Genomic DNA, 15,594 nt, shown 5'->3' with positions numbered 1-15,594 from the left:
CCGTGTCGTTCCCCGACGCTCCCCCGCGTGCGACGTCCGTCGCGTGCGGGGGCTATCCCAGACCCGCCTGGCCGTCCGCGCATGCGCAGACCTCCGGGCTCCACGTCGCGCGCTCGAGCGCGAGGTCGCCGATGGGGTTGACGCCCGGACCGGCCGCGAGGGCGTGGCCGACGAGCGCGTGGAGGCACTTGACCCGGACCGGCATGCCGCCGGCGGAGATGCCATCGATCTCGGCGACCTCGGCGATGGAGGTGCGGTCGGCGAGGTAGGCGGCGTGCGCGCTCGCATACCCGCTCCGCAGCTCCTCGTCCTCGACGAGCAGCTCGGTGTACTCGTTCATGACCTGCGTCGCCTCGAGCGAGGACACCGCGGCGGTGGCCGCAGGGTGCGTCAGGTAGTAGAAGGTGGGAAACGGCGTGCCGTCGGCGAGACGCGGTGCGGTGGAGACCACGGTCGGGGCACCGCACACGCAGCGCGCGGAGATGCCGACGACGTCCCGTGCCGGACGGCCGAGTTGCGCCGACACGATCTCGACGTCGCGCTCGGAGACGGGGCCGAAGGGAGGGGTGCTCATGGTTCCATTATCGCCGGGATCACCGACGTCGCTCGACGTCAGTTTCCGGCGGGCGGCGCGGCCGGCGTCGTCTGCGCGGGGGCCGGCGTCTGCGATGGGTCGGTGGCGTCGGTCGCGGTCGGTGCCGGCGAGTACCCCGTGGCGACGAGCGAGGCCAACAGCCCGTCGAGCCAGTCCGACTTCGCATCGACGAGGGTGTCGCTCACCGGGGTCTCGGCGGTGGGCAACGACGCCGGATCGACATCGTTGATGATGATGTAGCTGACCTCGCCGGGCAGCGCGTAGAACAGGCGGTCGCGCGCCTGCGTCATGACGTAGCTCTGGTCGTTCCACCGTTCGCGCTCCGCCTGCTGGGCGTCGACCTTGGCCTGGGTGTCGGCCACCGAGGCCTGCAGGACCGCGATCTGCTGCCGCTGCTCGAGGAAGGTCTTGAGGTTCGGTGCGAGGACGACGACACCGAGGACGAGGATGCCGAGGAGGAGCACGCTGAACCCCGAGAGGCGCAGACTCCGCAGCCAGCCACCGGCCTCGGACGCTCCCGCCGGAGCCGTCCTGGTCGATCCGGTGCGCGTCCGGGGGCCCGCGGAGCCTGCAGCCGCCGATCGAGCGGCCGACGAGCGCGCGGGCTTCGCGGCCGGCCGCGAAGCCTTGCCCGCGGATCGCGCGGGCTTCGCCGTGGCCCCCGCTGCACGCTTGGACGGCGCGGCGCCCCGCGGCGTGGTCTCCTTCTCGGGCGACGGCCGCCGAGACGCCGAGGACCGCGGCTTCGTGCTACCGGCGGATGGCGTCCCGCCCGTCGGTGGCGTGCCCTTGGGCTCGCCCCCGGCCGGCATTGATGGCTTCTTCACAGGCGCCTCCCGCACACGACGAAGGCTCTCAGGGGTGCCGATCGGCACCCCTGAGAGCCTTCAGGTGACGATGCTTAGGCGGTGAACCGGGGGAAGGCGCTGCGGCCGGCGTAGACGGCTGCCTGGCCCAGCTCCTCTTCGATCCTCAGCAACTGATTGTACTTCGCGACCCGCTCGCTGCGTGCAGGCGCACCGGTCTTGATCTGGCCCGCGTTCGTGGCGACGGCGAGGTCGGCGATCGTGGTGTCCTCGGTCTCACCGGAGCGGTGCGAGAGGATCGTGGTGTAGCCGGAACGCTGTGCGAGCGAGACCGCGTCGAGCGTCTCGGTGAGCGTACCGATCTGGTTGACCTTGACGAGCAGCGAGTTCGCCGCACCCTTGGCGATGCCGTCGGCGAGACGCTTCGGGTTCGTTACGAACAGGTCGTCTCCGACGATCTGGACCTTGGAACCGAGCTCCGGCGTGAGGTGGGCGTAACCGGCCCAGTCGTCCTCGGCCAGCGGGTCCTCGATCGTGATGAGCGGGTAGTTCGCGACGAGGTCGGCGTAGTACGCGGTCATCTCGGTGCTGTTGAGCGCCTTGCCCTCGAACTGGTAGGCGCCCTCCTTGTAGAACTCGCTGGAGGCGACGTCGAGGCCGAGCGCGATGTCGGTGCCGACCGTGAAGCCGGCCTGCTCGATGGCCTCGACGATGAAGTCGAGGGCTGCACGGTTGTGCTCGAAGTCGGGGGCGAAGCCACCCTCGTCGCCGAGGCCGGTGGCGAAGCCCTTCGACTTCAGCAGGCCCTTCAGCGTGTGGTACGTCTCGGTGCCCCAGCGGAGCGCCTCGCGGAAGCTCGGAGCGCCGATCGGCAGGATCATGAACTCCTGGATGTCGACGCCGGTGTCGGCGTGCGAGCCACCGTTGATGATGTTCATCATCGGGACGGGCAGGACGTGGGCGTTGGCGCCGCCGACGTACCGGTAGAGCGAGAGGTCCGCGGAGTCGGCAGCGGCACGGGCGACCGCGAGGCTGGCGCCGAGGATGGCGTTCGCGCCGAGGCGGCTCTTGTTCTCGGTGCCGTCGAGCTCGATCATGGTGTGGTCGACGAGACGCTGGTCGTCCGCCTCGATGCCCTCGAGGGCCGGGCCGATCTCGTCGAGGACGGCGTCGACCGCCTTCTCGACACCCTTGCCGAGGTACCGTGCGGCATCGCCGTCACGCAGCTCGTACGCTTCGAACGCACCGGTCGATGCGCCGGACGGGACTGCTGCACGACTGACCGTGCCGTCCTCCAGGAGCACCTCGACCTCGACGGTCGGGTTGCCTCGGGAGTCGAGAATTTCGCGAGCGCCTACTGCCTCGATGAGTGCCACTGATGTTCTCCTTGTGGGGATTGGGACGTGGGACGGGTACGACGGCCGCCCGCGCTCAGTCTAGTGACATCGGCTGAGCGGGCGCAGGGCCCCGGTCCGCCGACGGGTGACGAGCCTCAGCGGTCGAGCCGGAAGCTCGAGACGATGCCGTGGTGGTCGCTCCCCTGTGCGTCGCCGACGGCGTTGTGGGTCGCGACCATGCCGCGCACGAACACGTGGTCGAGTCGCATGAGCGGGGCTCCCGCCGGCCAGGTGAGGCCGAACCCGCCCTCGCTCTGATTCGGTTCCGAGACCTCGCTCTGCAACGCGGCGAGCGCGCGGTCGGAGGCGGAGGCGTTGAAGTCGCCCATGACGACGACGCGGTCCCTGGTGTTCGCCGCGACGGCCTCGGCCAGCTCCTCGAGCATCACGTCGCGCTCGGCGTGCGCGCCGGGGCGGGCGGAGTCGGCGTGGATGACGTAGACGCTCACCGCACCCGACGGCGTCTCCACGACGGCGTTGATCGCCCGATACCAGTCGAGGCCCAGCTTCAGGCCGACCGAGTCCTCGATCGGGTACCGGCTCCAGAGGCCGACGGTCCCGGTGAGGACGGAGTACGGGTAGTCGGCGTCGAGGGTCGCCGCGAGGGGTTCTCGGTCCTGGTCCTCGATCTCCTGCAGCGCGATGAGGTCGGCCCCGCTCGCCGCGAGCGAGCCCGCGATGACCGCCGGGTCGCCCGCCGGGCCGAGGTTCTGGCTGGCGACGGACAGCGAAGCCGCTGCCGGGACACCCTGCCGCGCGTCGCCCAGCGGGACGACGCCCGGCCCGAACAGGAAGGCCCAGACGAGCATCGGGGCGAGCAGGCCGATGACGGCACCCGGCGTCCGCGCCACGAGCAGCAGGAGGGCGAGGACGGGGAGCACGACCCAGGTCCACGGCAGTGCGTTGTCCCACACGAGTCCCAGGCCGAGGACGTCCGGCACGAGCGCATGCGCGGCCGTGAGGAGCGCGAGCGGGACACCCACGAGCAACGCGATCGTGGTCGCCTTGCGACGGACACGACCGACGCCGCGTCGAACGGGGACGGCCGTCTCCGGCGCGCGGCGGGAGCGCGTCTGAGAGGCCGTGGCGGTCATCGGAACCAGTTCTCCGGTCGAGGGGGTCATGAGCGGGCGTCCACCTCGCGGTGCGGTTCCGTCGGAATGCTCCATCCTCCCCCGAGGAGCTGGGCAGGCGCTCGGAAGCGCGCCGTGCGTCGCGGACCTCGTCGTGCCGAGGCTCAGTCGAGCGGCTTGAACTCGAGCGATTCGCGCGTCGACTCCGCCGTCACGAAGGCGAAGGAACCGAAGCCGGCCGTCGTCACGCGGTCGAGGAGCGCGCGGAGGTTCTTCACGCGTGCCTCGAGTCGGACGCGCCGACCCTCGGCGACGAGTCCCGCCTTGAGCGCGACGAGCGTGGACGCGGAGACGTCGCGGTCGTGCACGAGGACGACCGATTCGCCGGCGGCGTCGCTCGGGAGCTCGACGAGGTCCACGATGCGCTCGAACCCGATCGAGAATCCGGCGGCTGGCACGTCCTGACCGAGGAAGCGACCGATCATCCCGTCATAGCGACCGCCACCGCCGAGCGAGTATCCGAGATCCGGGTGGGCGATCTCGAAGATCGCACCCGTGTAGTAGCCCATCCCCCGCACGAGGAACGGGTCGAAGACGAGGGGGTTCGCGAACGGGTCGGCCGGCTGGCCCTGGAGCGGGCTCGCCGCGGCGACGGCCTTGCCGAGCGCGTCGAGCTCCGCCACCACGGTGTCGTCCGCGCCGGCCGGCAGGGCCTTCCGGATCGCGCGTTCGCCGAAGGTGTTGGACTCCATCGTCTGCGGCCGGGAGAAGAAGGCTTCGAGAGCATCGACGGCGGTGGCATCGACCCCGCGTTCGCGGAGTTCGGCGACCACGCCCGCCTCGCCGATCTTGTCGAGTTTGTCGATCGTGATGAGCACCTGCGCGTGCGTGTCGGCGGGGAACCCCAGGGAGTCGAGCATGCCGATCAGCAGGCGGCGGTCGTTGATGCGCACCGTGGACCCGGTGATCCCGAGTTCGACCAGGGTCGCGAGCGTCGCCGTGATGAGTTCAGCTTCGGCGAGGTTCGAGGCCTCACCGATGATGTCGATGTCGCACTGCACGAACTGGCGGTACCGGCCCTGCTGCGGGCGCTCGCCGCGCCAGACCGGTGCGATCTGGATGGAGCGGAACACCGGCGGCAGCTCCGCCCGGTGGGAGGCGTAGAACCGCGCGAGCGGCACCGTGAGGTCGAACCGCAGCCCGAGGTCGGTGAGCTCGGTCTGGTTCTCGGCCGCGGCCACGATGGCCTCCGGCGTGAGCTTGCGCCGGAGGATGTTGAACGCCATCTTCTCGTTGTCGCCACCGAGCCCGGAGTGCAGGCGGTCATACTCCTCGACCACCGGCGTCTCGATCTCGTCGAAGCCGTGCGCCGTGAACACCCGGCGGATGGTGCCCAACGCGTGCTCCCGACGGGCCTTGTCGGCGGGGAGGAAGTCACGCATGCCGCGCGGCGGGTTCACTGGAGCAGCCATGCCTCAATTCTGGCACGGCGCCGACGGTGTCCCGTGAGCGGGTGACCGGCGGTCAGCCGTCCCGGTCGGACGTCGTCGGTTCCGCACCCGGGCGCTCGGCGTCGAGCACCCGCGCGCTGAGCCGACGGACCGCCCCGCGGAGCGCCCGCTCGGCGTCGAGCCCGTCCGCCTTCGCTGCGGCGACCACGGCGAGGAGGTGGTCACCGAGGGCGTCCTCGTCGGCGAACCGCTCCGCCTCGGGCTCCGGCCGCACGCCCAGCGGCGCGGCGCGGCCGAGCACCTTGTCGGCGAGGGCGAGCGAGGGCATCGCCTGCGGGATCCCCTCGAGGGCGCTCGCCCGCTGCGCCTTCTCGGTCGCCTTCGCCGCGTTCCAGACCCGCAGGACGTCCTCCGGGGTCGGTGCCTGCTCGTCGCCGAAGACGTGCGGGTGCCGGTGGACCATCTTGCGGGTGACCGCGTCGGCGACGTCGTCGAAGTCGAACGGCGCGTCCGGATCCCTCGACGCGATCTCCGCGTGGAAGACGACCTGCCACAGCACGTCGCCGAGTTCTTCGACGAGATCCTCGCGCGACCCCGCCTCGACCGCCTCCACGAGTTCGTAGCTCTCCTCGATCAGATACGGGACGAGCATCCGATGATCGATGCCCTGCGTCCACACGCAGCGGTCGCGGATCTGGCGCATCGCCTCGACGAGGCGCGCACCGGAGGTGTCGCCGACGGGCTCGGTGCTCATCGGCTCGGTCCACCGCGACGCTCGCCGCTCGCCCGACCGGTCCGGGAGAGCAGCCGCGCGATGCGGTCCCTGGCCTCGGTGAAGGGCGGGTAGACGAGCGACAGGGTGTCGGGCGTGAGCGGCTTCGAGAACACGGCCTTGGCGTGGCTGAACGTGTCGAAGGAGTGGCGGCCGTGGTACGCGCCCATCCCACTCCCTCCGACACCGCCGAACGGCAGCCCGGGGACCATCAGGTGGGCGGCCGGGGTGCCGAAGGCGAGGGCTCCGGAGGAGGTGTCCCTGCTGAACCGACGGCGGGTGGCCGCGTCGTCGCTGAAGACGTAGAGCGCGAGCGGCTTCTCCCCCGCCCGGATGTGGGCGATGGCCTGTTCGAGCCCGGACACGTGGAGGATCGGCAGGATCGGCCCGAAGATCTCCTCCTGCATGATCGGGGCGGACGCCTCGACACCGTTCACGACCGTCGGGGCGATGTACCGCTGTGACGCGTCCACGGCACCGCCGATGACCGGTTCCAGACCGTCGAGGAGGCCACTGACCCGTCCGAAATGTCGGTCGGAGATGATGCGACCGTAGTCGGCGTTGCCGGCCGGGTCGGCGCCGTAGAGGTTCGCGACCGCATCGCGGAGGTACGGGACCAGTCGGTCGGCCACGGACTTCGTGGCCAGCAGGTAGTCGGGGGCGACGCAGGTCTGGCCGGCGTTCATGAGTTTGCCCCACATGATCCGTCGGGCGGCGTCCGCGAGGTCGACCGTGTCGTCGATGTAGACCGGCGACTTCCCGCCGAGTTCGAGGGTGATCGGCGTCAGGTGCTCCGCCGCCGCCCGGGCGACGACCCGCCCGACGGGGGCTCCTCCCGTGTAGAAGAGGTGGTCGAACCGTTCGGCGAGAAGGGCGGCGGCGACCTCCGCGTCGCCCTCGACCACGGCGACCGCGCGGTCGTCGAGGTACTCGGGGAGCAGCCGGGCGAGCGCCGCGCTCGTCGCCGGGGCGAGCTCGCTGGGCTTCAGGACGACGGCGTTCCCCGCGGCGAGCGCTCCGATCATCGGCCCGAGACATAGTTGGACCGGGTAGTTCCATGGCCCGATCACGAGCACCACGCCGACCGGCTCCGCGACGACCGACGCGGAAGCCGGCGCGAGGGTCAGCGGTACGGCCACCCGCCGCGGCCTGACCCAGCGCTTCAGGTGCTTCAGGGTGTGGTCGAGCTCACTGATGAGCAGACCGATCTCGGTGATCTGCGCCTCCGTGCCGCTCTTACCCAGATCTGTCGCGAGCGCCCGCTCCAACTCATCCCCGCGTTCGAGCAGCAGCTGCTTCAGGGCACGGAGCTGCCGGAGGCGCCAGGCGAGGGGCTTCGTCGCCCCGCGGTCGAAGGTCTGTCGGAGCCGGGCCACGGTGTCGGCGACGACCGTCTCCGGGTCCTGGATCGTCCGGGTAGTGGTCGCCATGGGTTCCTCCGACTCGACGGGATCGTGCGCCCCAGCATACGTCCGCCGACCGATCATCCGCGGGGTGGGACGGCCGGCTCACCGACGCCCGCTACGGCGAGGAATCGCCCGACCCCGGCCGCGATCTCGGGCGATTTCGTGTGGTGCAGGTAGTGGTCGGCGTCGAGCGGGACGACCTCGCCGTGGATGACGCTCGCCGCCTGGTCCTCGTGCAGCGGGAGCCAGCCCTCCACCGTCGGGTTGTGGCGTTGCACGAAGAGCAGCACCGGCAGGTCGCTCGGGAAGGTCTTCCCTTTCGCCGCGCGGAAGTTCGCCGCGATGCGGGACATCTCGTCCGACGAGGTGGCGCTCGAAGTGTTCCGCTGCGAGATCATCCCGAGCTGCTCCCGGGTGTGCTGCTCGTAGGGCGGATCCGGATACGGGTCTCCCGACAGCGCCGTGACGAGACGGGTGATGCCGAGCGCCTTGGCCGCGCGCAGGGCGTCGACCGGCAGGGAGACGTCCATCCCGGGCTGGTCGGGGACGCTGCTGTCGATGCCGACGAACGCCGTCACCTCGTCTCGGAACCGCTCGACGTAGTCCAGCGCGTAGATCCCCGCGATGGAGTGCCCCATCAGCACGTACCGGTCGATGCCGAGCGCGGACACGGCCTCGTGGATCTCGGAGACGATGTTCGCGGTCGTGCGGGGCACGTCGGTCTGGTCGCTGAGCCCGTACCCGAGCGGCTCGACGACGACCACCCGGTACGTCGCGGCCAGCTCGTCGGTGAGCGGCGAGAAGTCGAGCACGGGCGAACCGGTACCGAAGCCCGGCAGGAGGACGATCGTCTGGTCGCCCTCCCCCGCCACCTGGACGTTCATGCGTCTGCCGTCGACCTCGACCCGCTGCCCGTAGTCCTCGATGCGCGTGGCCTCGGAAGCCGATGCGGCGGTGTTGACGATGGTTGTGGTGAGGAGCCCGGCGAGCACGAGCGCGACGAGCGCCACGACCCCGGTGAGGACGATGCGGAGGAACTTCTTCATCCCTCCACGCTAGGAATGAACGATACCTGTCGGATCAGCCGCGGGTGCCGACCTCCTCGTCCCGCGGTCCCATCAGGACCGCGGCGTCTCCCCCGCAGGTGCCTCAGGCAACGGGTAGATCGCGTTCAGGAACTGCTGCACCCACGCGATGAGATCCGTGTCTGCCAAGGCTTCGTCGCCGACCCGCGGCAACGGCACGATGACCGTGTTCGTCTGAGCGAGGTATTTGGCACCGGGGTACATGCGCCGCAACCGGGTCTGGATCGAATCCGGCAGATCCGCGGGCGTGACCCGGAGGTTCGGCCCCACGGCGATGAGGTCGCTGAGCCCGGACCGCTGCGCCCGCTGCCGCAGCCGCGAGACCGCCACGAGCGTGCTCACCTGCGCCGGCGGTTCCCCGTAGCGGTCGGTGAGCTCGTCGATGACGAGGTCGATCTGGCCGTCCTTCGCGGCGGGACCGGAGGCGGCGGACAGCTTCTGGTAGGCCTCGAGCCGCAGGCGCTCGCTGTCGACGTACTCCTCGGGGATGTGTGCGTCGACCGGCAGTTCCAGCCGGAGTTCCGTCTGGCCCTCGGCGACGTCGCCGCGGAAGGTCGACACGGCCTCGCCGATCATGCGGAGGTAGAGGTCGAACCCGACACCGGCGATGTGTCCCGCCTGCTCGCCACCGAGCATGTTGCCGGCCCCGCGGATCTCCAGGTCCTTGAGCGCGACCTGCATGCCGCTGCCGAGCTCGTTGTTGGCCGCGATCGTCGACAGGCGGTCGTGGGCGGTCTCGGAGAGGGGCTTGTGCTCGTCGTAGAGGAAGTACGCGTACGCTCGCTCGCGACCGCGCCCCACCCGCCCGCGGAGCTGGTGCAGCTGGCTCAGGCCGTACTTGTCGGCACGGTCGATGATGATCGTGTTCGCATTCGAGATGTCGAGGCCGGTCTCGATGATCGTCGTGCAGACGAGGACGTCGAAGCGGCGCTCCCAGAAGTCGACGACGACCTGTTCGAGTGCGGCCTCGCCCAGCTGGCCGTGCGCGATCGCGATCCGAGCCTCAGGAACCAGTTCGGCGAGGTCGGCCGCGACCCGGCTGATCGACGAGACGCGGTTGTGGACGAAGAAGATCTGCCCCTCACGGAGGAGCTCGCGCCGGATCGCCGCCGAGACCTGCTTGCCGTTGTACGGGCCGACGAACGACAGGATCGGGTGCCGATCCTCCGGCGGCGTCGCGAGGGTCGACATCTCCCGGATGCCGGTGACCGCCATCTCGAGCGTGCGCGGGATCGGCGTCGCGCTCATCGCCAGGATGTCGACGTTCGTCTTCAGCTTCTTGAGGGCGTCCTTGTGCTCGACGCCGAACCGCTGCTCCTCGTCGATGATCACGAGACCGAGGTCCTTGAAGTGCACCTTGTCGGTCAGCAGGCGGTGGGTCCCGATGATGACGTCGACCGTGCCGTCCGCCAGTCCGGCGAGCGCCTCCTTCGCCTCCTTGTCGCTCTGGAAGCGGCTGAGCGGCCGGAGGTGCACCGGGAATCCGGCGAAGCGCTCCTGGAAGGTCTCGAAGTGCTGCTTGACGAGCAAGGTCGTCGGCACGAGCATCGCGACCTGCTTGCCGTCCTGGACCGCCTTGAACGCCGCCCGGACGGCGACCTCCGTCTTCCCGAACCCGACGTCGCCGGACAGGAGGCGGTCCATGGGGATCTCGCGCTCCATGTCAGCCTTGACCTCGTCGATGGTCTGCAACTGGTCGGGCGTCTCCGCGAACGGGAACGCCTCCTCGAGTTCGCGCTGCCACGGGGTGTCGGGCCCGAAGGCGTGTCCCTTCGACGCCATGCGGGCCGAGTACAGCTTGACGAGCTCGACCGCGATGTCGCGGACGGCCTTGCGCGCCTTGCTCTTGGCCTGCGACCAGTCGCTACCGCCCATCTTGCTGAGCTGCGGTGCCTCGCCACCGACGTAGCGGGTGAGGAGGTCGAGCTGGTCGGTGGGGACGAGCAGTTTGTCGCCCGGGTATCCGCGCTTGGACGGCGCGTACTCGAGCACCAGGTACTCACGGGTGCTCTTCACGGGGTTGCGGCCACCGCTCGAGACCTCCCGTTGGGTCATCTCGACGAACTTGCCGATGCCGTGGGTCTGGTGCACGACGAAGTCGCCGGAGCGCAGCTGCATCGGGTCGACGACGTTCTTCCGGCGGGTGGCGAGCTTCTTGACGAGTCGAGAGTCGTAGCCGGCGGTCCGCCCGTAGAACTCGGTCTCGCCGAGCAGCATGAGCTTCGACGGCGCGAGCTCGAAGCCGCCCTCGACGTCGGCCTGCAGGAGGTAGGCGACGCCGGGTTCCGGGTCCGCGGGCAGCTCGTCGACCATGCGCGCGGCGATCTCGTGCTCGGCGAGGACGTCGGCGGCGCGCTCGACGAGACCGACCCCACGGGCGGCGACGATGACCGTCCAGCCCTCACGGACGCGGGCGGCGACGTGCTCGATGGCGCCCTCGACGTTGCCGTGGAAACTCGGCACCGTGTCGCCCTCGACCGTGACGGTGAGGAGTTCGTCGAGTTCGAGGTGTTCGGGGAGGGTCTCGACGTCGGGCCCGGCACGGAAGCCGCTGAGGGTCCACCACGGGTGGTCGGGGGCAGGAGCCCCTGGCGCACTGAACGTGACGGAGTCCTTCAGCGCCCCCAGCGACATGAAGTCGCCGGACGCGAGGTCGATCGGCGCGTTCGCCCCGACGGTCGCCGCGCTCCAGGCTGCGGCGAGGAACTCGCGGTTCGTCTCGGCGAGGCTGATCGAGCGGGTGACGACGCGTTCGGGTGAGACGACGGCGACGGCCGCGCCGTCGGGCAGGTAGTGCGTCAGCGGCACGAGGCGGTCGACGAGCGCCGGGGTGAGCGACTCCATGCCCTCGACCGCGATGCCCTCCGCGATCTTCTCGAGGATGCCCGTCAGGCTCGGGAACTCGTGCTGCATCTCCGCGGCGCGCTGCCGGACGGCGGGGCTGAGGAGCAACTCGCGTGACGGCGGCAGGCGGATCGCGTCGACCGGTTCGGGCAGCGAGCGCTGGTCGGCCACCGAGAACGCCCGGATGCCGTCGACCTCGTCGCCGAAGAACTCGACCCGGTAGGGGTGGTCCGCGACGGGCGGGAAGACATCGAGGATGCCGCCGCGCAGCGCGAATTCGCCGCGTCGGGACACCATGTCGACGCGCGTGTACGCCAACTCGACGAGCCGCAGGGCGATGGCGGCCAGATCGTGTCCGCGGCCACCCTGGACGAGCTCGATCGGGGCGGTGTCGGTCAGGTTGTCCGCCACGGGCTGGAGGGCCGCCCTGACGGACGCCACGAGGAGGAACGGACGCTCGCCGGTCCAGGCGCCGAGCCGCCGGAGCGCCTCCAGTCGTCGCCCGACGATCTCCGCGCTCGGGCTGAGGCGCTCGTGCGGCAGGGTCTCCCAGGCGGGGAACTCCACGATCTCGGCTTCGGGCATGAGGTCGCTGAGCGCGGAGCGGAGTCGCTCCGAGTCGCGGCCGGTCGCCGTCACGACGAGGGCCGCCTGGGATGCCCCCTGGCGACCGCGTTCGTCCATGAGCGCCGCGAGGAGCGGGGCACGGAGGCCGTCGATCACGGAGAAATCCGCGCTCTTGCCCGCGTACGCGAGGGCGTCGTCGATCGTTGCGGCGCGCCGAAGCGCGTGAGTCAAACCCTGAAGCGTCACCGGGACAGCCTACGCCGAGCCACCGACACCGGTGACCGGACGGACGAGCGCTGCACCGCTGTCAATCGGCTGCGGACGACGCCTCATGCGCCGTCCCGGTCCGTCGGACGCGCCATGATTGAGCCATGACCAGCACGGAGCCCCGGCCCGACCAGTACGCAGCGGTGGAGCCGGTTCGCGGCTTCCCCCTCCCGCCCATCCGTCAGCCGATCCGCCGGATCGGTGCACGGACGTTCGACTTCTCGAAGCAGGTCGCGGTCATGGCGATCATCAACCGCACTCCCGACTCCTTCTTCGACCAGGGCGCGACGTTCTCGCTCGACCGCGCCGTCGAGGCGGCGGTGACGGCCGCGGAACAGGGCGCGGACTGGGTCGACATCGGCGGCGCGAAGTTCGCCCCCGGTCCGGAGATCCCGGCGGCCGAGGAACTGGACCGGGTCCTCCCGGTGGTCGAGGCCCTCGCCGCTCGGAGCGACGTCGTCATCTCCGTCGACACCTTCCGCCCCGAGGTCGCCGCCGCCTGCATTGCGGCCGGTGCCTCCGTCATCAACGACACGACGGGCATCCACGATCCCACACTCGCCGACGTGGTCGCCGCGAGCGAGGCGACCCTCGTCATCACGCACAGCCTGGCGAAGCCCAGGCAGCCCCACCCTCGACCGCACTACGACGACGTCGCGCGCGAGGTCGCCGCGTTCCTCGCGGACCGGGTGGAGCTCGCGATCGCCCACGGTGTCCCGGAGTCCCGGCTCATCGTCGACCCAGGTCACGACCTCAACAAGACCACCGTGCAGACACTCGAACTGACCCGTCACCTGGGTGAGATCGCCGCACTCGGCTTCCCGACGCTCGCCGCCGTGTCGAACAAAGACTTCATCGGCGAGTCCCTGGACCGCCCGAAGACCGAGCGCCTCGAAGGGTCGCTCGCCGCGGCGACCGCCTGCATCCTGCTGGGTGCCCGCATCGTGCGCATGCACGCCGTGCCGGAATCCATCGCCGCCGTGCGCATGGTCGAGGCGATCCTCGGCTTCCGCGCGCCGGTCGCGCCCGTCCACAACCTCTGACCCACACCCCCTCGAGGAGCCCGATGAGCATCCCCAGCATCACCAGTCTCGTCCCCGGCCGCGACGAGCCCTTGTCGATCGACGACCTCGTGGCCGCGTACTCCGTCGACGACCGTGCCGTCACGACGGTACGCGTCAACTTCGTGGCGAGCCTCGACGGCGGCGCCACCGTCGACGGCGTCTCGGGAGACCTCGGCGGGCCGGCCGACAAGGTCGTGTTCGACGTCCTGCGCCGACTGGCGGACGTCGTCCTGGTCGGAGCGGGCACGGTACGCGACGAGGGGTACGGGGCGATGCGCCTCGACGTCGACGCCGCGACCTGGCGGGACGAACACGACCTCCCGTTGCACCCCGTGTTCGCGATCGTCTCCGGTTCGCTCGACCTCGACCTCCGCTCGGACGTCTTCACCCTCGCTCCCGTCCGCCCGCTCGTCATCACGACGGATCGAGCCGACCCGGCGAAGCGTGCGGCGATCGAAGCGGTCGCCGACGTCGTCGTGTGCGGCGACGAGCACGTCGAACCGGCACGGGTGGTCGCAGCCCTCGCGGAACGCGGCCTGCGGCAGATCCTCTGCGAGGGCGGGCCGGCGCTGTTCGGCTCGTTCATCGACGCGGACGCCGTCGACGAGTTCTGCCTGACGATCAGTCCGACCCTCGTCGGCGGCCAGAGCTCGCGGATCTCGGCCGGGCCGTCGCCGGCGGCGCCGCGCGGGTTCCACCTGCAGCACCTCCTGCGTTCGGAGGACCTGCTGCTCTCCCGGTACGTGCGAGCCCGACCGACGTCCGCGCCGGAGTCGTCTACCCGGTGACCCGGCCCCGGGACACCACCGTGGCGCTGACGACCCCGCAGCTCGCGGGGGTCAGGCCCCGTGGAACCGGGTCTGGGCCGCCAGCAGCCCTTCGGACACGAGGAGTTCGACAGCGTCCGCCCCGTCCGAGACGAGCATCGGAAGCTGCTCCCGCTCCGTCCCCGCGAAGTCCTTGAGGACGAAGTCGGCTGCGTCCTGACGGCCGGGCGGGCGGCCGATGCCGACGCGCACCCGGGAGAACTCGGGAGTCTTCAGGGCCGCAGCGATGTCGCGGATGCCGTTGTGGCCGCCGTGACCACCGCCCTGCTTGAGCTTGATCGAATCGAACGGGATGTCGAGCTCGTCGTGGACCGCGATGACGTGATCGGGCTCCACCGAGAAGAACTGGGCGAGCGCAGCGGTCGGCCCGCCGGAGAGATTCATGTAGCTGTTGGGCTTCGCGAGGATGAGCTTCGGACCTCCGGGGACGAGTCGTCCCTCCGCCACGCGGGCGTTGCCCTTATGGCTCTTGAAGGTGCCGCCGATCCGCTTGGCGAGTTCGTCGAGGACCATCTGCCCGACGTTGTGCCGGTTGCGGGCGTACTGCTCGCCAGGGTTGCCGAGCCCGACGACGAGCCATGTGTCTGCAGCCATGCTGCCTTCCTGATCGAACGCCTCGGTACGCCCGGTGAGACCGGCCAGAAACCGAGCGAACCTGCCGCCTGCCATGCTCCGAGCGTATCGGAGCCGGCGGGCGACAGGTTCGTCTGCTGGGGTGGTGACTACTCTGCGGCCTCGGCTGCGGTCTCCTCGGCGGCGGCCTCAGCGGCCTCCGTCTCCTCGTCGGCCGGAGCGGACGGCACGGTGATCGCGACGATGAGGACGTCGGCCTCGGTGATGAGCGACGCGCCCTTCGGGAGCTCGAGGTCGCCGGCCAGGATCTGGGCGCCCTCTTCGAGGCCCTCGACGCTGACGGTGACGCGCTCGGGGATGTGGGTCGCCTCGACCTCGAGGCTGACCGTGGTGGCGTCCTGGTTGAGGATGGTGCCAGCTGCGGACTCGCCCTCGATGGTCACGGGGATGTCGACCTGGACCTTCTCGCCCTTCTTGACCACGATGAGGTCGAGGTGCTCGATGATCTGGCGCACGGGGTCCTTCTGGACGTCCTTCACCAGGGCGAGCTGGCCCTTGCCGTCGATGTCGAGCTCGAGGACCGCGTTCGACTTGCGGAGGATGAGCAGCATCTGGTGGCCGGGCAACGAGACGTGCACGGGCTCCGTGCCGTGGCCGTAGAGCACGGCGGGGATCTTGCCGAGGGCACGAAGCTTGCGGGCTGCGCCCTTGCCGAACGATTCGCGGAGTTCCGCGGCTACCTTCAGGTCTTCAGACATGATGTTCTCCTCACGGGCCTTGCACCCGGTTGGTCGTGCCGCGACGCTGCGCGGCGGAATGGATGAGTCAACTCGAACGCGTATCTGCGTGAGGAAAAGCCGGAAGCCA

General features: G+C 70.3%; 13 protein-coding genes. 2 read left to right on the top strand and 11 right to left on the bottom strand.

The window, feature by feature from the left end; all coding sequences use genetic code 11:
• Nucleotides 1-52: 52 nt before the first annotated feature.
• The 9 genes from ITJ57_RS07570 to mfd form a co-directional block, all read right to left on the bottom strand.
• Nucleotides 53-574 carry a DUF501 domain-containing protein gene (locus ITJ57_RS07570; protein ID WP_194669507.1) on the bottom strand — a complete coding sequence of 174 codons (522 nt, stop codon included), beginning with the start codon at nt 572-574 and terminating at the stop codon, nt 53-55.
• A gap of 38 nt (nt 575-612) precedes the next feature.
• Nucleotides 613-1,422 (bottom strand): septum formation initiator family protein, encoded by an 810-nt coding sequence (locus tag ITJ57_RS07565; RefSeq protein WP_194669506.1) that lies wholly within the window; start codon nt 1,420-1,422, stop codon nt 613-615.
• A gap of 74 nt (nt 1,423-1,496) precedes the next feature.
• The gene (eno, locus tag ITJ57_RS07560; protein WP_056007454.1) at nt 1,497-2,777 is read right to left on the bottom strand and encodes a phosphopyruvate hydratase; all 1,281 of its coding nucleotides are present in this window, start codon (nt 2,775-2,777) and stop codon (nt 1,497-1,499) included.
• Nucleotides 2,778-2,893: 116 nt separating this feature from the next.
• Entirely contained in the window at nt 2,894-3,892 is a 999-nt protein-coding gene (locus ITJ57_RS07555) for an endonuclease/exonuclease/phosphatase family protein (RefSeq protein WP_194669505.1), read from the bottom strand.
• 143 nt (nt 3,893-4,035) lie between these two features.
• Nucleotides 4,036-5,343, bottom strand: coding sequence for a histidine--tRNA ligase (gene hisS / locus ITJ57_RS07550; RefSeq protein ID WP_194669504.1), 1,308 nt, complete (start codon nt 5,341-5,343; stop codon nt 4,036-4,038).
• A 52-nt stretch (nt 5,344-5,395) separates the two neighbouring features.
• Complete coding sequence (locus ITJ57_RS07545; protein WP_194669503.1) at nt 5,396-6,076, bottom strand: MazG family protein; 681 nt, start codon at nt 6,074-6,076, stop codon at nt 5,396-5,398.
• Nucleotides 6,073-7,524, bottom strand: a complete 1,452-nt coding sequence (locus ITJ57_RS07540; protein ID WP_194669502.1) for an aldehyde dehydrogenase family protein — start codon at nt 7,522-7,524, stop codon at nt 6,073-6,075. The genes ITJ57_RS07545 and ITJ57_RS07540 overlap by 4 nt, the downstream gene beginning before the upstream one ends.
• 53 nt (nt 7,525-7,577) lie before the next feature.
• Nucleotides 7,578-8,546: an alpha/beta hydrolase gene (locus ITJ57_RS07535; protein ID WP_194669501.1), complete on the bottom strand. Its 969-nt coding sequence runs from the start codon at nt 8,544-8,546 to the stop codon at nt 7,578-7,580.
• A 72-nt stretch (nt 8,547-8,618) separates the two neighbouring features.
• Nucleotides 8,619-12,242 (bottom strand): transcription-repair coupling factor, encoded by a 3,624-nt coding sequence (gene mfd / locus ITJ57_RS07530; RefSeq protein WP_194669500.1) that lies wholly within the window; start codon nt 12,240-12,242, stop codon nt 8,619-8,621.
• Between the two features lie 125 nt (nt 12,243-12,367).
• Between mfd and folP the strand changes: the two genes are divergently transcribed.
• A complete protein-coding gene (gene folP / locus ITJ57_RS07525) occupies nt 12,368-13,306 on the top strand; it encodes a dihydropteroate synthase (RefSeq protein ID WP_194669499.1) in 939 nt (312 codons plus the stop codon).
• Between the two features lie 23 nt (nt 13,307-13,329).
• Complete coding sequence (locus ITJ57_RS07520) at nt 13,330-14,115, top strand: pyrimidine reductase family protein (RefSeq protein WP_194669498.1); 786 nt, start codon at nt 13,330-13,332, stop codon at nt 14,113-14,115.
• A 51-nt stretch (nt 14,116-14,166) separates the two neighbouring features.
• Here the strand turns inward: ITJ57_RS07520 and pth are convergent, their stop codons facing one another.
• Nucleotides 14,167-14,748 (bottom strand): aminoacyl-tRNA hydrolase, encoded by a 582-nt coding sequence (gene pth, locus ITJ57_RS07515; protein ID WP_056007476.1) that lies wholly within the window; start codon nt 14,746-14,748, stop codon nt 14,167-14,169.
• 128 nt (nt 14,749-14,876) lie between these two features.
• Entirely contained in the window at nt 14,877-15,485 is a 609-nt protein-coding gene (locus ITJ57_RS07510) for a 50S ribosomal protein L25/general stress protein Ctc (protein WP_194669497.1), read from the bottom strand.
• Nucleotides 15,486-15,594 lie beyond the last annotated feature (109 nt).

The organism is Plantibacter sp. VKM Ac-2880 (assembly GCF_015351235.1).
In the GTDB taxonomy this organism is placed as follows: domain Bacteria; phylum Actinomycetota; class Actinomycetes; order Actinomycetales; family Microbacteriaceae; genus Plantibacter.
The sequence above is the reverse complement of the archived record's forward strand: the minus strand, read 5'-3'. Positions and strand labels throughout refer to the sequence as shown.